Raw genomic sequence first — 20476 nt, 5'->3', positions numbered from 1 at the left:
TCACACTTTCCGTCGGATCTTCAGGGCCCGCTCGGGCTCCAGCCGTCCCAGGAGCACGTCCGCGGCGCCGCGCAGATTGCCGCGCAGCCGGCCGCGCCGGTCGATGAACGGCTCGGGGGCCGCGAAGCGCGTCACGTTGCTGAGAACGTTGCGGGTAATCTGGCCGAAGACTTGAGACAGGGTCATCGTGCCCTTGCGCAGCATGTATAGCGGGTTGACAATCTGCGAATAGCCGAGCCGATCGCCGGAGATGCGGCCGCCTTTCACACCCATATGGACGCCGCGGGCCTCCATGCATTTGACGAGCCGGCCGCCTCGGGCCGCCAGGGCCGCGCCGAAATCGCGGTCCTCGAGCCAGCCGTACAGGACGAGCCGCTCGTCGAAGCGCAGCGTGCCGATGGCCGAGCGGCGGAACGCCATGTTGCAGCCGTACGGGCTGAAGGCCTCGATGGGCGCCGCCGGCTCGACCGGAGCCAGCGCGGCGAGCATCCGGTCGACCTCGGTGAAGCGCAGTCCGGGCCCCTTGATGCCGTCCGCGACGACGTCGCCCGTCAGGCCGACGATGTCCGGCTCGTCTTCGAAGCGCTGCGCGGCTGCCGCGAGCCAGCCGGCCTCGGGGACGAAGTCATCGTCGAAGAAGACCACGATATCGATCGCCTCGGGCAGCGCGGCGAGGGCGGCATTTCTCTGAGTGGCGAGGCCGGGACGCCCCGTGACCACCGTCACGCCGGGCCACGCGGCCGCCTCGCCGGCATCGTCCGGGGTGACGCAGGAGATCAGGATGGCGGCGGGCTTCAGGGTCTGCCGATCCAGGATCCGCCGCAGCGTGCCGGTCACCACCTCGGGACGGCCCAGCGTCGCGATGGCGACGGCGATGCTGGGCGGGGTTGGCTGTGCCGCGGATCGCGCGGCAGGGCGCGCGGCAGGGCGCGCGGCCTGCCGCACCTTCGGCGCCCGCATGAGATCGAGGTAGCCCTGCGCCGAAGCCTCCCACGAGAAGAGGGCGGCCTGATCGCGACCGCGGCCGATCAGGTCCGATCGCAGGTCCGGGCTCGCGGCCAGGGCGCGGATCTGGTCGAGCCAGCGTTCCGGCCGGTCCGGCGGAGCGAGCAGGGCCGCCGACCCGCAGATCTCCGGCAAACTCGCGCGGTCGGTCGAGACGACGGGGCAGCCGCGTGCCATCGCCTCCAGCGCCGGAAGCCCGAACCCCTCCGTGAGGGAGGGGAAGGCCAGGCACAGGGCGCGCTCCATCAGGTAGGCGAGGTCGTGGTCGGTGACGAAGCCGAGGTGGCGGACATTCTCGCCGCGCCGCAGGTCCTCGGCGGCGTAGATGGTCGCTTGGCCGCCTGCCACCACGAGGTCGAGCCCGAGTTCGCCCAAGGCGGGCGCCAGTTTGAGCAGCAGATCGAGGTTCTTGTGGCGGGCGCGGGACCCGAGGGCCAGCACGAAGGGGCGCTCCAGGCCGTCGGCGTCCCGGTCCAGGGCCGCCGGCGCCCGGACGGCCTGTCGCGGATCCCAGGCGTGCACGTGCTCGTGCCCGTTCGGGAGCACGACGATGTCGGAGGCTCTCACCGAGAGATGGTTGGCGATCTGTCCGGCCGAGAAGCTGGAGACGGTGGCGATCCGCGCGGCACGGCGCGCCAGAAGCGGCTGGAGCGTCCTGTAGAAGGTCCGGAACGACGCGCTGTAGCTCTCCGGCGCGTTGAACACGTTCGCGTCGTGGATGCAGACGACTTGATCGGCCTTCAGCGCGGGGGCGGTGTTGCAGAGGTTGAGCAATCGGCCGGGCCAGGCGCGCGGCAGGACGAATTGCTCCCAGGCATGCCCACCCGCCGGTCCGACGGTGCGGAGCGGCGTGCCTGCGAGACGGGGATCCTGCGCGTCCGGCACGGACAGCAAGGGGGCGCTCTCGCCCCGAGCGGCCAGGGCCGCGCTCAGCGCCCGGGTGACGTTCATCGCGTAGCGCTGAACCCCGGTCATCGGCTGGGTGAGGAACCGACCGTTGATTCCGAACGATCCGACTGCCGTCATGCTGTCGCTCTACTCCTGTCGGAGCCCCGATTCGCGGATCGAATACGAGAACAAGAGTGTTCCACCTTTCGCGTGAGCGGCGCGGTCGGACCCGCGATCCCAGGAACCGGGATCGCGCATGACCCCGCGCGTGCGCAGAATTCGCGTACGTAATAGAGGCAAAAATCCGGGACGCTAATTATTTTATAGGCAGCATTCTGATTCTCGACAGGAAAATCCAAGTTCAGTAGCCGAGGCCCGAACGCTGCATTCGACGACACGGAGAGACCTCAGTTCGCGCCAGAGGCCTGCCGGCGCCACAGGGGCGGCTCCGCGCATGCCTCGGGCGCGGGCTCGCGGCGGCGGACGAGACGGGACGTGGCCTCCCTTCGAAGGGCGCGACCCGCGTAGACGGCCTCGATCACGGGAAGCAGGAACCGGCCGGCCCGCGGGAAGAAGCGGAGAAGCGCGCCCTCGCGCCAGAGACTGTCGCGGATCTGCTGCGCGGGTCGGGCCGGCCGCGGTGTGGCGTACTGCGCGCTCAGCTCGACGCGTCCGAAATCGCGGGATCTGCCGCCGAGACTCAAGGTCGAGACGGTCCGGTCATCCGGCCAGATGATTGCCTTCTTCAGGGCCGCCCACGCCCGCGCCGCGTCGTCGGGGATCGCCGCGACGCTCTCGGAGCGAAGATCGTCGATGTGGGCCAGGACGCCGGTGAAGAGGTCCGGCCGCGTCGATGCGATCCGCGCCTCCCAGCCGTCGTCCTGAAGATTGGCCCGCGGCGGCGATCCCGGGACGGCCTGGGCGAAGGTGCGGACGCTCGGCAGGTCCGGTTCCAGGCAGGCCTCGATCAGGTGCCAGAAGCGCAGCACCGACGTGCGCGCGTCCCAGGGCTTGTACCAGTCGCTCTCGACACTCAGGCCGAACGTGCGGCGGAAATGCGGTGTGGCGAGGCGCTTGTAGTTGCAGCGGGCGAGCTGGAGCCCTGACCACGTCCGCTCCGGCAGGCCCTCCTGAAGCATGCGGACCGTGCTGCCGTAGAGCCCGGTATCGACCAGCACGCAGTGGCGCGCCGGGCCCGCGCAGGCCTCGAGATGCGCGCGGAAACGGGCATCCTGTTGGGCGACCGCGGCGTGAAGGCGGGCCACGCTGGGCTGGTTGCCGGACAGCAGCGCGGTGAATGCCCCCTCCTCGAAGGGCTCATCCCAGGACGCCGGAAGGGCCAGATCGTCGCGTTGCGCCAGCGCCGCCGCGATCTCCGCCATCGACCGGCCGCTGAATTCCCGACCGAGTTCGGAGAGCATGCCGGGGCTCGGCGGATCGAAGGCGGTGCGGGCGGCCACGAGGCGCGAGACCATCAGGGCCGCGCGCGGGAGGTTCTGCGGCAGGCTGGTTCGCTGGAGGAAGCGCTCGTAGACGAGTTGCAGGCGCAGGCCGCCCCGGGCGCAGAACAGGAGGACGGTCCTGTCCGGCGCGAGGAAGCGTTCCGCGAGCCAGAGGCGTAGGCAGAACTCGGCGAGGATCGGGCCCAGCACGCGCTGGCCGAACGCGACCGCGTCGTCGCCCGCGGGGCCGCGTGCGGCGTCGGTCGCGCTCACGGCCCGATCCTCCTGGCCCCGCTCCGGGCGGCACCGATCCAGTGCCGGTGCATCACGCGAGCGCGGACGGCATCGAGGCGGCGACGCAGCACCACGTGGCGCGGCCGGAGCAGTTGTGCCGTCCTCAGGCCCGCGGCGGCGGCCATCGTCACGTCCGCCAGCGTGTCATCGCCGAGGTGGAGGATCTCGGCGGGGGGCACTTTCTCGCTCCGGAGAACGACATCGAAGAGCGCCCGTGTCCGCTTGGTCGCGTCGTGGTCGGCACTGGTGTAGATGCGCGCGATGGGATGGTCGGGAGCCAGCGCATTCAGCAGCTGCGCGATGGTCTCGCCGCGGTGGTACGTATCGCTCACCGCGATGATCCTGCCCCCGGCCCGCGCCCGGCCCCTGAGCCACGTCATCAGCCGGGTGTTCGCGCGCAACTGCGCGCGTTCGACCGTGATCTCGGCCCGATACAGGATATCCGCGGCCCGATCATCGAGACCGAGGACGCGCGTCATGGCCGCGAGCATGTCGGCGAAGCGCACGTCGCCCGAGGGATTGGCCAAGTCGAGCGCCCGGTAGGCCGCTCGCTGCACCTCCAGGCGCGCGGCGTAGATCGCGCCCGGTCGGCGCACCACGCCATCCTCCGCCGCGAGCAGCTGCGACGCGACGGCCGCGATCTCGTGGAAGCGGCAGCGCTCGGACCGGTGATCGCGCAGGAGCAGCGTGTCGAAGACGTCGCAGGATACGATACGGGCTGCCGTCTCGGGTAGGTGCATGATGGCTAGATCTCTCCCGATCGATGGCGATCGAACCTGATGTCTGCCCGCCGGGCCGCGCCCGGCGGATCCCTTCTGCAATGACGGTGCCGTATCGGCACCACGCTGCGCGCGATGTCCATCCTCCAACGAGTATAGCAACAATCTGTCCCGTCCGACATCAATGAAGGCGTGCTGCTACGGCCATAAGCATTGACGAGGCGACCGCGCACCCCCGAAAAGGCGGGTTGATCGGCCCGACCGAGGGGGAATCTCCAGGAAAGGGGGCCTTAGTGGAGCTTGGCGGCGCCCAACAAGACCGCCGTTCGGAGTAGGTCCGGGGGATCAAAGGTACGACCGCCCGCGCTGGGAGGGCGGGCCGGCGCCGTAGGCCGCGACGGATCGACCGACAGGCTCAACGTGCCTGGATGTCACCTTGATCTCGCGCCTCATGCGAGGCTCAACACGTCCCCAGAGCTCCGAGTCGGGCCGGAAGGTGACGATCATCGATCAATTCCCGATCACGGAGTGTTGATTTTTGTCTCCGAGCCAACGTGAAGTGCGCAGAGCGTCAGCGATTAAACTACCAATTGGACTTGGATTTTTGCTGCGGCTTCAGATGTCGATTGTGGATTTCGGCGGGATACCGTGCTAGCCACATCCTGTCGGGCGCTGCAGACCGTGAGATACGGGCGCGCTGAACGACGAGCGTGAAAGACATTTGTCGTGGTCACGGATCCCAAGCTCGCAGTCATCATTACCTGTTACAACTACGAAAATTTTGTCGGTCGAGCAATTCAAAGCGTTGTTGGGCAAGGCAATGACTCTTGTGAGATCGTCGTGATAGACGATGGATCGACGGATGACTCGTGGTCGATTATCCAGCGGTCCGGTGTCGCGGCGTTCCGGATCCCGAACGGCGGTCAGAGGGCGGCTTGCCTGTACGGATTGGCCAAGGCCCGGGCCCCGTTTCTGCTCTTTCTCGACGCGGACGACGAGCTTCTGCCGGGTGCTCTCGACCGTATTCTCGCGGAACTAGATCCGACTGTCGCCAAACTTCAGTTCTGTCTGAGGTGCGTCGACTCGACTGGGACGATCCTGGCGGACCCATACCCCGCTCTCGGCGCGTTCCGCGGGCAGGACAGGACTGTCAACGACATCCTGCGCTCAGGCGTCTATCAGACGCCGCCCACGTCCGGGAATGTCTTCCGCCGCGATGTCTGCGATCTGCTCCATCAATGCGCGTACGACCAAGCTGTCGATGGCGTGATTCTGTTGGCTGCCCCGTTCATGGGCGAGATCGTCAGTCTTTCTGAAAGTCTTGGGCTCTACCGTGTCCATGGCCGCAATGACTCGGGTCTGGGCCGCGTCCCGCAGGCGGCCACCGTCGAGCGGGACCTCCAGCGTTTCCAGTCACGTCTGAGGCATCTGCGCGGTCTTCTTCACGACTGGCGTCCCGGAGTCTCCCTCGTCGAGCCAGAGCAGACATACTATTTTCAGTTCCTCGAGTTCTGCCTGGCGATCCTCCGGGGTGTCCGGTACGGTGGCAGGCCGTTCCTGGGCCTGATCAGATCCGTCCTGATCGAGCCGCGTTCCCTGAAGTGGAAAATGGCGAATGCGCTCTTCGTAGTCGCGACGTTTCTCGCGCCCGTTCGGTGTGCGCAGGCGTTGCTCGCCTTCCGCTTCTCGCCCAAGCGCCGGCCGGTCCGACAGATCCTGCGCGCCACGATCGGTGCGGGGCATTGTTGAAAATCAGTAGTGCGCCGGATTTTTCTGTTGCGCCCGGTCGCGCTTTTACACCTAGATGGCTCCGGAATATGTGGCGGCTCTCCTGTTCGGCCAGGGTCGTATCTCCCGCCTAATCGGCGCCGCGGCTTGCATGGAGTCCAGCGCAGGCCGGGGCTCGGATCCGACACGAGCGCTCGTAAGTCATGCGTATTCTCCATCTGCTGAATCACACGCGCCGACTGAACGGCCATGTCCACGCGGCCGTCGATCTCGCGTGCCAACAGGCGCAGGCCGGACACCGGGTCGCGATAGCCAGTCAGGGTGGGGATTTCGATGCGCTGCTCCGGTCCAACGGCGTCGAGTCGATCTTCGCGAGCCACGCGCGCACGCCGGCCCGGATCCTGACGTCGTTCCTCGGATGTGGCGGTGTGCTCCGGCGTTGGCGTCCCGATGTCGTCCACGCCCATATGATGACCAGCGCCGTGCTGGCTTGGCCGACCTGCAAGCTGCTGCGCGTTCCCCTCGTGACGACCGTCCACAATGAGTTCGAGAAGGGTGCCGTCCTCATGGGCCTTGGGACCAGGGTCATCGCTGTGAGCGGCGCGGTCGCTGCGGCAATGCGGAAGCGCGGCATCGCGGCTTCCCGCATCGACGTCGTGCTCAACGGGACCATCGGCTCAGCCCGCATGCGCGGTCGGTCCGAGGAACCGCAGACTCTGGATCATCCCGCCATCGTCTTCGTCGGAGGCCTGCATCCCCGGAAGGGATTGCCCGATCTGCTGCAGGCCTTCGACAAGGCGTTCCCCCACAATCGCGCCATGCGGCTCTACGTCGTCGGCGGCGGTCCTCACCGGGACGCCTATGAGCAGACCGCGCGCGCGCTGGCCTGCGCGGATGCCATTACCTTCGCCGGGCCGCGGGACGATCCGTACCGCTGGATGCTGGGCGCCGACATCTTCGTGCTCCCGTCCCACGCCGATCCGGCACCGCTCGTGCTCTCCGAGGCCCGGGAGGCGGGCTGCGCGATCGTGGGCACCGACGTCGACGGGATTCCCGAGCTGCTCGACGGGGGAAGGGCGGGCATTCTGGTCCCGGCAAACGATCCGGACAAGCTTGCGCAGGCGCTGATCACGCTCACGACCGATCCGAGCGCCCTGGGCGCTTTGAGAGCGAAGAGCCAGATCAACCTGGATCACCTGCGGATCGCACGGGTGGCCGACGAGACCTTGACCGTCTATCGGCGCGCTGCCGGCCTCGCGGGGTGATGCGCGTCCCGGTGCGCGGAAGCCGGACACGGCTCCCACAACGCACCGCGGGCGCGGCTCGATCGCAAGCTAACCAAATTAGCTAGATTGATGCCGCCGCCGGATGCTGGTTCAGGACTGCCTTGCAGAGCGTGTCAGGATCGGAATCGCCATGTTGCTCAGATCCGGATCCATGTCGTGACCACGAGGCACGACGTCGTTCCGGGCCGGTGTGGCGCCGGTCAGTCCTCCGTGGGACACGTTCATGCTCGCCTCTAAGACGCTGCGCGGCGCCGGATGGAGTGTCGCCGCGCGGATCTCCGCGCGCGCGATCGATCTCGGCACGCTGCTCGTCCTCGCACGGATCCTGTCGCCCGCCGATTTCGGCCTGACGGCCATCGCCGCGTCCCTGATCTCGATCGTCGAGATGATCCTCGAGATCCCGCTGGTTCAGGCCCTGTTGCGTCTGCAGAAGATCGAGAAGTCGCATCTGGATACTGCATTCACGCTGGGCCTTCTTCGGGGCGGAGTCATCGCCGTTCTGATGATGGCCGCCGCTTGGCCGGTCGCCCACATCTACGACGACGTCCGACTGATCCCCATCACGCTCGCGCTCGCGTCGGCCCCGATCGCGCGAAGCCTCTACAGCCCGGCCATGGTACACCTGTTCCGCAAGATCGACTTCCGTGCGTCGTTTCTCGCGGATTTTTCCGGCAAAGTGGCCGCGGCCCTGATCTCGATCGGGTCTCTCTACTTGGGAGCCGGCTACTGGGCCCTGGTGATCAATCCGGCTGCATCCGCGATCCTGCCGACCATCCTGTCCTACGTGCTCGCACCTTACCGACCGAGGCTCTCCCTGGCGCGGCTGAGTGCCTTTTCGGCGTTCACAGGCTGGTTCACATCCTCACAGATCCTCGCTGCCTTCAGTTGGCAGTTCGATCGCATGTTCCTCGGTTACCACGTCGACAAGGCCGTACTCGGCCGCTACGGGGTGGCGAGCGATTTCTCCGTCCTCCCGACTCAGAGCGTCATCGGTCCGGCTATGCGGCCGGTCATGGCCGCGTTCGCGACGATGGCCGATGACCGCCTCCGCTTACGAGCCGCCTTCCTGAAGGCGGCTCGACTCACGATGATCATCGCGCTCCCGGCCGGCGTGGGCATCGCACTGACCGCCGACCAGATCGTGAGCGTCATCCTCGGTGCGCAATGGATTTCCGCGGCGCCCTATCTGCGATGGCTGTCGCTGGCCATCATGTTCACCGCCTATTACCAACCTGTCTCGACGCTCTGCCTCGCGATGGACGAGCCGAACGTGATGCTCAAGATCACGCTCCTCGAGTCGGTGGTGAAGGTCTCGAGCATGGCAATAGGATTTTATATCGGCGGCGTGATGATGATGATCTACGCGCGCCTTGCCACGGCCCTGTTTCACTTCCTGATCAGCGCGATCTACGCGCGGCGTCTCGTCGATGCCGGTGTGGCGGGGCAGATCCGTAATCTCTGGCAGATTGCCCTCTCCTGCGCGGTGATGGCGGCCGCCGTCCTCGCGCTGCAGACCGTCTTGAGCCGCGCCGATATCGGGTTGGTCGGCCTATTGATCGCCACGGTCTTCAGCGGCGCGGCGGCCTACAGCGCGAGCATGCTCCTGCTCGGGTTTCGCCTGCAGACCCTGCGTCCTTGAGGCCGATCTCGAAGTGCTGGCCGGCGAATAACGATGAGCGCATCAGTGTCATTGGTCTGATACATGAGACCGCCCGCGCTGAACTTGAATCGGCCCGCGCTCCGATGTCTCGGCAGGGGGGGCGGCCGCGCGGCAGATCTGAGATCTATAAATCTTGGCCAGGCTGGCTGCGTCTGCTACGATTAAATGCGGCTCTCGGGACTCTGTGGTGCAGGTACCGTGGGCAGATCGCGGCGCGCAAATTTGTACTCAAGATTTGGATCTGGTCGAGGAGAATTTGATGCGTCTGCGTCTCATTGCGGCGGCCTGTGTTTTGCTGTTCGGCAGCCCGCTCGCGCATGCGGTTGCCGACGAAGCCGGTCGATACGTGCTCGGCCCACAGGATCATCTGACGATCCGCGTCTACGATCTGCGTCGCAACACCGGCGAAGCGTACTCGTGGACGGCACTGAACGGTCAGTTCGTCGTGGCGGCGGACGGAACTGTATCCATGCCGCTGATCGGCCAGATCAAGGCCGCGGGCGGCACGCCGATCGACCTCGCGAACGCCATCGGTGTCGCGCTGAAGCAGGTCGCCGATCTCGCTGAGAAGCCAGCGGCATCGGTCGAAGTCGCAACCTACCGTCCATTCTACATCATCGGTGCGGTCCAGCAGCCTGGCAAGTACGAGTATCAACCTGGCCTGACCGTACTGCAGGCCGTCAGCACGGCTCAGGGCCTGATGCGCGGCACTGACCCACGCGGCATTCAGCGCGATGCGGTCACGTCGCGCGGCGAGTTGCGAAATCTGGCCGCGGAGCGGGTCGCTCTGGCCGCCAAGTTGGCCCGTCTGGAGGCAGAGATCGGGGGCGCGGAGACGATCGCGTTCGGGGGTGATGTCAAAGGCACAGTGGACAAGACGTATGCGGAGCAGGCCGTTCGCGGTGAGCAGCTCCTGTTCGATACACGCCGGAACGCGCTGAAGGCCGAGATCAAGGCGATTGAACAGTCGATAATCATTTTCCAGAATGAGATGAGTACACTGGATAATAAGTCCAAGACGCTGGACCGCCAGATCGAGCTCAGCCGCGGCGAACTCGGCCTCATCAACGATCTGGTCTCGAAAGGACTCACGATCGCGCCGCGGAAGCTCGCTGCCGAGCAGAGTCAGGCCTCGTTCGAGAGCAGCCGGCTCGACGTGCAGGTTGCCATGCTGCGCGCTCAGCAAAGCCTCACACGCGCCGAGCGCGACATGATCGACCTCAAGGCCCGTTTTCGCCGCGAAGCGCTGTCGGAGGCCGCAGATGTCCGTCAGAGGCTCGCCTCGATCGACGAGAAGGCGCGCACGGCCGAGCGTCTCTCGGCCGATGCCGAATCCCAGATGGTCGGCAACACCGATGACGCGTCTGAAACCCTGAGTGCGCGCTACGAGATTACCCGGAAGCAGGGGGTGAAGGCGGCCACATGGCTCGCCTCGGAGGAGGCCGTCGTCGAGCCCGGCGACGTCGTGCGCGTGACGCTCGTGCGTCAGCCGGCCGACAGATCCGGTGAGACGCGGCAGTCCCCGACTCAGCGCCCCGGATCGGCGGACACTCCGGTGAGCCGCGGTCCGGCCGCGTCGGATGGCCCGCACCGGCCGACCGACAGCGCCAAACGCTGAGATCGCCCGTGCGGGCGCGTCGCATCGATCCGGGCGGCGGTCGGGCACGCTGTCGCCTGACACAGGCCCGGCATGATCGTCTGGCTGGCGATGCGTGGCCTGAGCGCCGATACCGATCCGCCGCCGATCATGCCTGGACCAGCCTGACATGAGCTTCGAACCGATTGGTGCCATCACGGTCGTCGTGGGCCTGTTCTGTCTGCTGTTCGGCCGGGAATTGGTCGTGATCGCGTTCGTGGTCATCTGCAATCTGGGATCGGCCGCGGCAATTCTGCTGGGCGGCGCCAATGTACAGCCGGCCCATCTCTTCCTCCTGTTCCTGATGATCGCGACACTGTTTCATCGCAACATCTCGACACGGGTCCTGAGTTCGTTCCGCCTGCCTGAACCGGGTTTCTGGCTTCTCTGTCTCACTCTCTACGGGGTGGCCAGCAGCTATATCCTGCCGCGGCTCTTCGCGGGTGAGACCTATATCGTGCCGCTGGGAACGTCGTCACACCTGATCACGAGCGACGGTGTCGTTCCCCTGGGACCAGTATCCAGCAATTTCACGCAGCCGATCTATCTCATCGGTGATCTGGCTTGTTTCAGTATCATCACCGCGTTCGGTTTCACGAGGAACGGGCTCGAAACGCTCGCGAAGGCGCTCATCCTCTACGCGGCCGCCAACATATGCTTCGGCATCATCGACGTGGTGACCGCGGCCACGGGCACTCAGGACGCCCTGCAATTCATTCGCAACGCTCAGTACACGTTCCACGATGAGGAGAGTGTCGGCAGTATGCGGCGAATCATCGGAGCTTGGCCGGAAGCGTCCGCCTTCGCGGGAATGACACTGGGAAGTTGCGGGTTCACCGGCATGCTCTGGCTCTGCGGCCGCAAGCCCTCGGTCACGGGACCCCTGGCGCTGATCTCGCTGCTGTTCGTGATCCTGTCGACGTCCTCGACCGGTCTGGTCGGCGCCGGGGTGGTAATCGCCCTCCTCTACACGATCGCGATGCTGCGGTGCAGCACGCATCGGCAGGACCGTTTCAGTGCCGGTCTGGTGGTCGCAGGGCCACTGGTGTTCTGCGTCCTCGTGCTCCTGGCCCTCTCCGTCAGCGGTGTGGCAGAGCACGTCTACGATTACGTCGATACGCTCGTCCTGAGCAAAGCCGAGACAAGTTCGGGTGTTCAGCGCTCGGCCTGGAACGCCTACGCTTGGAGGAACTTCGTCGACTCCAGCGGCTTGGGCGTCGGCCTCGGGACCAATCGCACGTCGAGCTTTCCCCTCGCGGTGCTGTCGAATGTCGGGATCCCCGGCGCCGTCTTCTACGCGCTGTTCCTGGCTTCGGTGTTCGGCTTCCGGCGCGGGGCGCCGCGCACCTACGCGAGCGATATCCGTGCTGCCGGCCGCGTCGCCTGCCTCTGCCTGCTCTCCGGCAGCATCATCGCAGGTCCGACGGTCGATCAGGGCTTGATGTTCTATATCTTCGCTGCCACCGCGTGCGCCTATCCTGCGAGTCAGCCGGTCAGCCGTATCGGTGTTTCCGCGGCCCCGGTCGATCCGGCCGCAGCCGCGATACGGTCGCGGTTCGCTGAACCAGCTTGCCAGTCGGCCCAGAACGCATCACTCGGCACGTGAGGGCGGCCCTGGATACCGCCGGCCCGGCCCGGCGGCGGGGCGTTGCTGCCGTCCGGCACCGGAAGCTGCTGTTCCGCGCCCGCTCTGGGAGAAAACCGCGGTCCGCGCCATCGCGCCGCGACAACCGTGCGAGCGGTACGGAAATGGCCCCGGGGTCCGTGGGGAGCGCTCGAGATATGCTGGGTGCATCCGTTGCATCGAATGCATTGATCAAATGGTTCATAGGCATCTGCCGTTTTCGTTGTTGACTTTACCCTGCTGAAGGGCTGCCATTGCTGCCTCTGTCAGCCGAATGGCTGGAAGCTCCCGTCTGCCGGTCCAAGGCGTGTTGCAGATGCGTAGTTCGACCGTCAGGCGGTGTTTCGGTCCGCGCGCCATAGTGTGTTTGCAAATTCTGCTCAGTTAACGATAGTAGTGACTGGGTTTCGCAAGGAGCCTATGGTATCGATCCGTAAATCTCGATGAGATTCGAGGTGTCGGCGATGTTCACCGTGCTCCGCGCGGCCGACCATCATGCTCCGGCATCATCCTCCATCGCCTGACGCCGTGGCCGATGCAAAGCGAATCATGACCGTTTCTTCAGCCTTCGATCGTCATGGGCACTCGGGAGACGAGATTTTCGATGCGATCGTATTAGGGGCCGGTATTACAGGCCTCGTATCGGCTTCAATTCTTCACGATCTCGGCTGTCGAAATATTGCCGTCATCGACGAATTTGAAAATATCGGCGGCAATCATATCGACCGATCCATCAATGGATATACATTCGACATCGGAAGTCTAATATTTCAGGACGATTCGCCGCTGCTGAAGTATTTTCCGGAGTTGCTGGAACATTACGTTCCGATCAAGCCGACGTGGGGAAAGCTGACACCCCAGGCTTTCGTCACTTCGTACCCGCTGTCGATCCGGGACGACATCGTCCGGGCCGGTCCATGGGGCATCTTCAGGATCGTGCTATCGGCCGCTTTCTCGCGCGTGGCGCGGCGCAGAATCGGGAATGCGCGGGAGTTTGCTCGTTACTGGATCGGTGATTATCTGCTCAGAAGGTCCGGCCTCGAGAGCTACATGAAGCGGTTCTTCGGCGTTCCGGCCGACTGGGTCGATCTGGAATTTGCCGAGAAGCGGATGCTCTGGATCAAGGAGCACGCCAGCCCGCGCGTCTTGTTGCGCTATGTCCGCCGGCATCGCGCGCCGGGTCCGACCAACAGGCAGTTGGCGCGACCCCGCGAAGGCTTCAATGCCCTCTACGAAGTGGCCGCCCGGACCCTGCGGCAGCGCGGTTCGGTCTTTCATCTGGGCGAGCGGATCGAATCGATCACACGGCGCGGGACGCAATTCGATGTCCGCACCGGTGGCCGCCGTTTGACCGCCCAGCGACTCATCTCGACGATCCCCATTGCGCGGGCGTTGGCCCTCTGCGGAGTCCGAGAAGATCCCGGTCTCGCGTCGGTAACGCTGATCAGCCTGTATTTCAGCTTCGACGGGAATCGCGGCTTCGACTGTTCGATCCTCTACAACTTCGCGCATGACGGCGCTTGGAAGCGGCTCACGATGTATTCCGATTTCTACGGTCGGGTGGAGGGGCGCGAGTATTTTGGAGTCGAGGTCATCGCTGGCCACGCGAACGATTCCGTGACGATCGCCGAGCAGGATTTTCGGGCACATGTCGCCAAGAACGGGCTCTTCGCCGGTGATCTGGTTTGTGAGGGCAGCCAAGTGGTGCCCTGTGCCTATCCCATCTACACCGGGCAGGCCCATCAGCGGGTGTCGCGCGCGCTCGCCCAACTCGCCGACCTCGGGATCGAGTCGTTCGGACGACAGGGCGGTTTCGACTACCAGCCGACCGCCCGTGTTTCGACGCTCAACGCGGCGGCTCACCTGATGCCGACAAGGACATCGGACGCTTAGTCGAGTCGATTCGGCGGGCGGGCGCCGCGCGCCGCCCTCTGAGACCGGGGCCTCCCCCGCGTCGGTCGTGACCTCGGCGGTTCGGCGAGGAGGCCGGGGCCGCCGGCGCGGGGCCGTCTCACTGGACCAGATAGGCGCGGCTCGGCTCACGCGGAGGACGAGGGGCCGCCAAGCGCTCGCGCGCGAGGACCCCGTCGACGAAACGGCTGATCTCGTCCGCGAAGCGGCCGACACCGAAGTCGGCAGCGCGGCGGACGAGGCGCTCTGGCTCCACCCCGATCGCCCGACAGCGCTGGACGGCATCGATCAGCGCGTCGACGGACTGCTCGTGGAAGAAGGTGCCGGTCACGCCGTCGATGACCGTCTCGGTGACACCACCCTTGCCGAACGCGACGACCGGCCGGCCGCTCGCCATGGCCTCGACCGGGACGATGCCGAAATCCTCTTCTCCGGGGAAGATCAGGGCTTGGCACCGTGCGTAGTGGTGTTTCAGGACCTCGAAGGGCTGCGGACCGAGGATCTTGATGTGCGGACCGGCCATGCTGCGCAGTTCACGCAGCATCTCGCCGCCGCCGATCACCACGAGGGGCTGCCCCAACCGGTTGAAGGCCTGGATCGCCAGTTCCGGCCGCTTGTAGCGGACCATTTCGCCGACCATCAGATGGTAGTCACCGCGCTGGCCATCCGGAGCGATCTCGAAGGCCGCCGTGTCCACAGGCGGATGGATGACCTTGGCTTGGCGTCGATAGTAGGTCTCGATGCGTCGCGCGACCGTGTCCGAGTTGGCGATGAACTCGTGGACCCGGCCCGCCGAGACCGCGTCCCAGTTGCGCACGTAATGGGCCACCGGCGGCATCAGCAGGCGCGTGAGCAGCCCCGTCCGCTCGCGATAATCGTGGTACATGTTCCAGACGTACCGCATCGGTGAGTGACAGTAACAGATATGAAGCGCGTCGGATGGCGGGATGATCCCCTTCGCCGGACCCGATTCGCTGCTGATGATCAGATCGTATCCCCGCAGATCGAGCTGCTCGAGGGCCATCGGCATCAGGGGTAGATAGGATTTGTATCGGCTGGTCGCGAACGGCAATCGGCCGATGAACGAGGTCCTGACCCGGTGCGCCCTGATGGTCGGCGACATGGATTGCGGGGCGTAGGCGTGCGTGAAGATGTCGGCTTCCGGATAGAGGTCGCAGAGCGCCTCGACGACCTTCTCGCCGCCGCGCATCCCGATGAGCCAGTAATGGACGATCGCGACTCTCATCGCTCGGAACCTGCTTCCCCGATCGCCGCGCAGCTCTCACCGAGTCGCCCGGTGGATGTCCGATCGGTCGCTGGCAGGCAGCTGCTCCACAGGCAAGGGACCATGATTGCGCTATTCTCAGTCTTGATCGGAAACGTGCGCCTTCGGCTGGACCTGTGTGGTTCGAGCCTCGGGAGCCGCGGGGATTGATGACTTTCAGACGGGATCGACGGGTCTCACGCCATCCGCTGCGGATGGACGTTGCAGGCAGGCCTGGCCGACTTGGCGGGTATGCTCCGGGGCCGCATCAGGCTCCGCGCTCCCACCCGTCGGCCGAACAGGCGCAGACCACCCGGCGTGCCGCGCCACCCGGCACTCTGTTCTCTCTCGGCGCATGCATCATGAGTGGCCCCAATCCGTACTGGCTCCGGCATTGTGGCCGCTCCTGCACGTTGGATGCCGCTTAGCCATCCGCAGGATACTGAGTTCGCCCATCCGGGTCACGCTGCGGAACCCGCCGCCATAGGGATTAGTCCCGCGGCATCGCAATAGGGCCACGCACGCACGGTCCGTCGCGGCGCGGCGGCCGATGCCACCGATCCGGCACGCGTCTCATCCCGCTGACCGCGCCTGAGGTACTGTATCGGAAGTCCATCCATAGAGCGCGCCCCGCACGTTGTCATGATCGCCCTCGGCGCGAAATTGATTTCGTCGCGCCATTCAGCAACATCCCGGTGATCGCCGCCGCAGCGACCTCCCGGAATGCCTGCGGCGGGACGTCTGGACATTGCGCCGCGATCCCATGCGCGAGCGTCCCGGTCCGGACGGGTGGCCCGCGCGCGCGGGAGAAGCACAGAGCTGCAAGTGGCTCAGCTCTCGACCATCAACCGTGGGAACGCGCGGCATTCCTCGGGCCGGACGAACGCAGTGCACAATGATGGGTGAGCATCCGGCCAAGGTCGGTGTCTCGTGACATTGCTTGGATTGCGGCATCGAGGCGGATTCGTGGCCGGGTCGAGAGGCAGAGGCCCGGTGCCACTGTGCTTCATCCTGCGGGATCGAAATCTATTCTTGCATTTTTGGGCGGAAAATATACTGGCATTTTGGGTACGGTTAAGCTTGAAACAGGCGCGATGATTTGATATCCGATCGGTAACAATTGATTAACCGTTGTTGCGCCTGGCGGCCACCTGCCGTCACGAGGAGCCAGAACATGCTGCGCGACGTCGGCCCACCGCTTCAGCCTGCCTTGCGTGCGCCGCAGTACGGTGTCGAACTGGCGGACCAAGTGGGCGATGCCGCGGAGGCTGTCGCGGAGGCCGTTCTGCCAACGGCGCCGTTCGTGGCGCGCGGTCTGCGGTTGGGCTGGGCGGCCAAGCGCGGGCTCGACATCACGGTGGCGGCCACGGCCCTCTTCCTCTTGCTGCCGTTGCTGATCCTGATCGCCGCTCTCGTGTATGCCGGTGATCGTAAGGCGCCGATCTTCCGCCACATGCGGGTGGGCCGGGACGGTCGCCGCTTCGGGTGCCTGAAGTTCCGCTCCATGGTGACGAATGGCGACGCTGTTCTGGCGGCGCATCTGGCCGCCAATCCTCTGGCCCGGGCCGAGTGGGCGGCGACGCACAAGCTCAGCGACGACCCGCGCGTCACCGCCGTCGGCTACGTACTGCGCAAGACCTCGCTCGACGAGCTGCCGCAGCTCTGGAATGTGCTGCGCGGCGAGATGAGCTTGGTCGGTCCGCGCCCGATCGTGCCGGCCGAAGTCGCCCGCTACGGGCGGGCATTCCCCACCTGTTTCGCCGTGCCGCCGGGCGTGACGGGGCTGTGGCAGGTCTCGGGCCGCTCCGACACGACCTATGCCGAGCGCGTCGCGCTGGATCTGGACTATGCCACCCGGTGGACCTTGCACCGGGATCTCGCCATCATGCTGCGCACGGTTCCCGCGGTTCTGGCGCAGCGCGGGAGCCGATGAGGCGCGGGTGGTCCCCGAGCCGCCCCGCGCCGGGGCACGGCGTGCTCTGGCCCTGCGCGACGGCGCAGCACGAACCGCGCTCCCAGATCCGGTTCGGGGCAGCACTTTGCTGGTCCTACAGATGAGGGCCGGATCGGATTGTGGCGGGTGCCAGCGATGACCGAACGAGACCCGTACCGCCACGAGGATCCGATCTGGTACGATCGGATCGAGGCGGATGAGCCGCCTGGCGTGATCCTCGATCTGCTGGCGCACGCGTTCGTGCCGATCATGGCGACTCTCGGTGCGGTGCGAGCGCTGTACTGGCTACCGACTCGACTGTGGTGCCGGGCCGCGCGCTCGATCCTGCGCGATCGGACCACCGCTGCGAAGCGGCTCTGAGCCGAGCGCAGCATCGTCACAGTGAAGCATCCGCCGGGCTCGAGCGGCCTGTCGTGATACGTCATCCGCCGACGGACCCGCGACGCGGCCTCCAGCCGTCCGAGCTCCGGTGAGCGTGATGCCACACTGAACGCGCATCTGAGCGTCCGTTCACCGCCCACCTCTCGGGCACGCAGCCCGGTTATGTCCGGAGCATACCGAACTCGGAGCCGCGGCGCCGGTTGTGGGAGCTTCATCAGGTCGAGATTGACAATATTAACGCTATGAAGTAGCGCTATTGACCATTCTGAAAATTGATAGACGTGATGGATCCCGAACGGGATCAGATGTCATTTGCCCATATCGAGTGGCGAGTGCTTGTATGAGGTTCTCGGAGGCAGGGGCTGCCATTCGGCGCTGGCACTTTGGCTGGCCGCCGCGCACGCGCAGGATGACTGCCAGCGAGCGCTCCCTCTCGGTCGGTGCCTGCCAAACGTGCGGGGCGAAGGTGGAGATCTCCAACGCATACTGCGTTCCCTGCGCCACAGAATACGCCGACTGCGATGTCGCATATTTTGATCGATGGTTGCTGGTCTTTATCTGGGTTGCTGCAGGTGTGACGCTGTTCGGCGCAATCTATTTTATGTTGAGACTCTTCGGTGTTGTATCATAGAGATGTTGACGGTCCTTCGTCGCTCGGCTTTCGCGTCATCGCCGACGTCGGATTGTGGAGCGGTCGGAAGGCTCACCGATCGGAGCGGAACGGCGCAAGCGGCATTCCCAGGATTCGGTGCGCGATGCCGCGCCATCGATTCCAAGTCTGGGACGTATAGGTCCCTGGTCAGGAAAGGTGGCACGTTCCCGGTATCGGATGGCGATCACGTCGATGCGCCGGCTGTCAGGTTCGTGCACGCTCCTGTCCCGGACCCAGGGCCCTGGCTCGGCGATCACGGGTGGGCCGGCGCTCGAGCGTTGGTATGCGGTCCGTCCAGCGCGATATCCCGGTGGATGAGAGATCTGAGTACCTCTATCGGGTGATGGACGCTGGCCATTGCTCGGTAGAATGGCTGTGGGACCCGCTGTTCAGGGCGCGATCACGGCTGACGATACAATCGAGCCGGGTCTGAACAGGTTGCGGGTGAGGGTGAGGGCAGGATGCGCGGCTTGGTTTCGACTGCGACGCTCTCCGGAGTGCTGGCGCTTGTCTTCAGCATGCCCGCATCGGCGGCCTCCGATATCACGGTCGCTGCCATCGCCACCGGTCGGCTCTATGTTGTCGGGACGACCGATCGCCCGCACACGGCCGTGATTTTGGACAAACGGTTCAAAACCGAATCCGATGAGAACAGGAAGTTTCAGTACGAGTTGGTGTACCATCCCGCCAATTGTGTGGTTTCTGCCGCAATCGATGGGACGATACATGAAGCGGTTGTCAGCAATTGTGGGCAGCAGGTGGTGCCCGGAACTTGGCTGGACCCGAAGCCCGCGATGACGAGGCCGACGCCTCTGGAGCGGGTGCTCTCACCGACGGTCGAGGTGCCCTCCACCGTTTTCTGCCCCTCAGTTCAGACAGAGCGCTCGCAGGATCCGGCACGCATCGAGCTTGCTGACCGCACGCCGCCGGTCTTCACCGTCGTGACGGGGATGAATTTCTCGCCGCGCTACTGACGCTTGGCCGCAGGTGTGAAGCAGGCGGAGAGGATGGGTGCGGCGCATCGTCGGGATCCTCCCGGAAGGAGTCCGCGAACGGACTTCTGCGCGGCGTCGGCTGACGGAGCGCACGGCGAAAGCGATGGCCGCTTCGCCGGCTTGGGGGCCGTAGTCGGGACCGGCGTGGCGGGTGAGAACGCACCGAGGCGTGCCGGTCGATACGGAGAACTCGCCGTTCACTCTCGAGCCGCGTCGAAGAGCGACGTCAGCATCCTGAGCATACGCTCTTCGCGGCGGCGTGTCCGCCCTTCAGGAGCGCCGCCATCGCCGCTTCGCGATTGTACTCCGACATGATCCTCTTGGTGGCGAGATCCTTATCGAAGCCGGGAATGTTGTCTTTCTGTGTGGCCGAGGCTTCTCCGACGCCGGCACCGTTCGACATGCGGGACAGGCCGGAATAGATCGGCGGCTTCGTCAGATTCTCCGGACGGAGACTCTTCCAGCTCATGCGGTTGCGCATCGAGGAATCGAGAACCGCCAGAGGGTTCACACCGTTCTGGCCGATCTGCGCGTCCGTGAGCTTCAGAGTGCCGGGAATGACGACGGGGAGCGGATCGATATCGCGCTCAGCACGCGGTGCCGCGGCGCCCACGAGCGGGCCCGTCGACGCGGTTGCCGCAGGCATCGCGGTCGGGGGCGGCAAGGCGCTGTAGGCAGTCGGCATCAGCGGCGCGTGGGAGCACGCGCCTAGAGTGAGCACCGCCACGAGCGTTCCGATTCGTCTGAAAGCCATGGTCGCCCTCGCGCTGCGCCGGGCCATTCTAGCCAAGCTTGCACATGACATACCAGTGTTGGGCGGGGTGAGTCCAACCCCTATAAACTGGCTACAGCGATCTCCGAAGTACGCAATGACCAAAAGTAGTATAGGGGCTCAGTGGCCATTCTTGCCGTATCCATCCGGCGAAGGACGCGGGAGCTACGGTTTCCTCGGGAGCAGATCACTTTCTGCCGTATGGGCGGCGATCCGCTCCTTCAGCTCGTCGATCCCATCGTTGGTAAACGCTGGGTACGCCTCG

14 protein-coding genes are annotated in these 20476 nt (G+C 65.4%); 9 read left to right on the top strand and 5 right to left on the bottom strand.

From position 1 onward, the window contains the following. The 3 genes from ACLBX8_RS21140 to ACLBX8_RS21130 form a co-directional block, all read right to left on the bottom strand. Window positions 1-2031 carry a glycosyltransferase gene (locus ACLBX8_RS21140; protein ID WP_447699922.1) on the bottom strand — a complete coding sequence of 677 codons (2031 nt, stop codon included), beginning with the start codon at window positions 2029-2031 and terminating at the stop codon, window positions 1-3. Between the two features lie 269 nt (window positions 2032-2300). Then, window positions 2301-3608: a glycosyltransferase gene (locus tag ACLBX8_RS21135; RefSeq protein WP_447699923.1), complete on the bottom strand. Its 1308-nt coding sequence runs from the start codon at window positions 3606-3608 to the stop codon at window positions 2301-2303. After that, window positions 3605-4369 (bottom strand): HAD family hydrolase, encoded by a 765-nt coding sequence (locus ACLBX8_RS21130; protein ID WP_447715707.1) that lies wholly within the window; start codon window positions 4367-4369, stop codon window positions 3605-3607. Before ACLBX8_RS21130 ends, ACLBX8_RS21135 begins: the two co-directional genes overlap by 4 nt. A gap of 705 nt (window positions 4370-5074) precedes the next feature. Between ACLBX8_RS21130 and ACLBX8_RS21125 the strand changes: the two genes are divergently transcribed. From ACLBX8_RS21125 to ACLBX8_RS21100, 6 genes are all read left to right on the top strand, one after another. Continuing rightward, complete coding sequence (locus ACLBX8_RS21125) at window positions 5075-6097, top strand: glycosyltransferase family 2 protein (protein WP_091675625.1); 1023 nt, start codon at window positions 5075-5077, stop codon at window positions 6095-6097. Between the two features lie 182 nt (window positions 6098-6279). Next, a complete protein-coding gene (locus tag ACLBX8_RS21120) occupies window positions 6280-7341 on the top strand; it encodes a glycosyltransferase family 4 protein (RefSeq protein WP_447699926.1) in 1062 nt (353 codons plus the stop codon). 244 nt (window positions 7342-7585) lie between these two features. Next, a complete protein-coding gene (locus tag ACLBX8_RS21115) occupies window positions 7586-9001 on the top strand; it encodes a lipopolysaccharide biosynthesis protein (RefSeq protein WP_447699927.1) in 1416 nt (471 codons plus the stop codon). 280 nt (window positions 9002-9281) lie between these two features. Then, window positions 9282-10640 carry a polysaccharide biosynthesis/export family protein gene (locus tag ACLBX8_RS21110; RefSeq protein ID WP_447699928.1) on the top strand — a complete coding sequence of 453 codons (1359 nt, stop codon included), beginning with the start codon at window positions 9282-9284 and terminating at the stop codon, window positions 10638-10640. Window positions 10641-10788: 148 nt separating this feature from the next. Next, window positions 10789-12264 (top strand): hypothetical protein, encoded by a 1476-nt coding sequence (locus tag ACLBX8_RS21105; protein ID WP_447715706.1) that lies wholly within the window; start codon window positions 10789-10791, stop codon window positions 12262-12264. A gap of 567 nt (window positions 12265-12831) precedes the next feature. After that, window positions 12832-14175, top strand: coding sequence for an FAD-dependent oxidoreductase (locus ACLBX8_RS21100; protein WP_447699930.1), 1344 nt, complete (start codon window positions 12832-12834; stop codon window positions 14173-14175). A 118-nt stretch (window positions 14176-14293) separates the two neighbouring features. Here ACLBX8_RS21100 and ACLBX8_RS21095 read toward each other — a convergent pair whose 3' ends face one another. Beyond that, window positions 14294-15439 carry a glycosyltransferase gene (locus ACLBX8_RS21095; RefSeq protein WP_020091237.1) on the bottom strand — a complete coding sequence of 382 codons (1146 nt, stop codon included), beginning with the start codon at window positions 15437-15439 and terminating at the stop codon, window positions 14294-14296. Between the two features lie 1192 nt (window positions 15440-16631). On the opposite strand from ACLBX8_RS21095, the gene ACLBX8_RS21090 reads away from it, so the two are divergent. From ACLBX8_RS21090 to ACLBX8_RS21080, 3 genes are all read left to right on the top strand, one after another. Further along, a complete protein-coding gene (locus ACLBX8_RS21090) occupies window positions 16632-17390 on the top strand; it encodes a sugar transferase (RefSeq protein WP_020091236.1) in 759 nt (252 codons plus the stop codon). Between the two features lie 156 nt (window positions 17391-17546). Then, window positions 17547-17771 (top strand): hypothetical protein, encoded by a 225-nt coding sequence (locus ACLBX8_RS21085; protein WP_447699931.1) that lies wholly within the window; start codon window positions 17547-17549, stop codon window positions 17769-17771. Window positions 17772-18905: 1134 nt separating this feature from the next. Beyond that, a complete protein-coding gene (locus ACLBX8_RS21080) occupies window positions 18906-19418 on the top strand; it encodes a hypothetical protein (RefSeq protein WP_139215721.1) in 513 nt (170 codons plus the stop codon). A gap of 247 nt (window positions 19419-19665) precedes the next feature. Here the strand turns inward: ACLBX8_RS21080 and ACLBX8_RS21075 are convergent, their stop codons facing one another. Then, on the bottom strand, window positions 19666-20166 hold the full coding sequence (locus ACLBX8_RS21075; protein WP_427508533.1) for a hypothetical protein: 501 nt from the start codon (window positions 20164-20166) through the stop codon (window positions 19666-19668). Window positions 20167-20476: the final 310 nt, after the last annotated feature.

This window comes from Methylobacterium sp. D48H, from assembly GCF_053345715.1.
The sequence above is the reverse complement of the archived record's forward strand: the minus strand, read 5'-3'. Positions and strand labels throughout refer to the sequence as shown.

Coding starts and splice junctions, on each gene's coding strand:
- ACLBX8_RS21140 (WP_447699922.1), bottom strand. CDS start 2,031: ATGACGGCAGTCGGATCGTTCGGAATCAACGGTCGGTTCCTCACCCAG.
- ACLBX8_RS21130 (WP_447715707.1), bottom strand. CDS start 4,369: ATGCACCTACCCGAGACGGCAGCCCGTATCGTATCCTGCGACGTCTTC.
- ACLBX8_RS21120 (WP_447699926.1), top strand. CDS start 6,280: ATGCGTATTCTCCATCTGCTGAATCACACGCGCCGACTGAACGGCCAT.
- ACLBX8_RS21115 (WP_447699927.1), top strand. CDS start 7,586: ATGCTCGCCTCTAAGACGCTGCGCGGCGCCGGATGGAGTGTCGCCGCG.
- ACLBX8_RS21110 (WP_447699928.1), top strand. CDS start 9,282: ATGCGTCTGCGTCTCATTGCGGCGGCCTGTGTTTTGCTGTTCGGCAGC.
- ACLBX8_RS21105 (WP_447715706.1), top strand. CDS start 10,789: ATGAGCTTCGAACCGATTGGTGCCATCACGGTCGTCGTGGGCCTGTTC.
- ACLBX8_RS21100 (WP_447699930.1), top strand. CDS start 12,832: ATGACCGTTTCTTCAGCCTTCGATCGTCATGGGCACTCGGGAGACGAG.
- ACLBX8_RS21095 (WP_020091237.1), bottom strand. CDS start 15,439: ATGAGAGTCGCGATCGTCCATTACTGGCTCATCGGGATGCGCGGCGGC.
- ACLBX8_RS21090 (WP_020091236.1), top strand. CDS start 16,632: ATGCTGCGCGACGTCGGCCCACCGCTTCAGCCTGCCTTGCGTGCGCCG.
- ACLBX8_RS21085 (WP_447699931.1), top strand. CDS start 17,547: ATGACCGAACGAGACCCGTACCGCCACGAGGATCCGATCTGGTACGAT.
- ACLBX8_RS21080 (WP_139215721.1), top strand. CDS start 18,906: ATGCGCGGCTTGGTTTCGACTGCGACGCTCTCCGGAGTGCTGGCGCTT.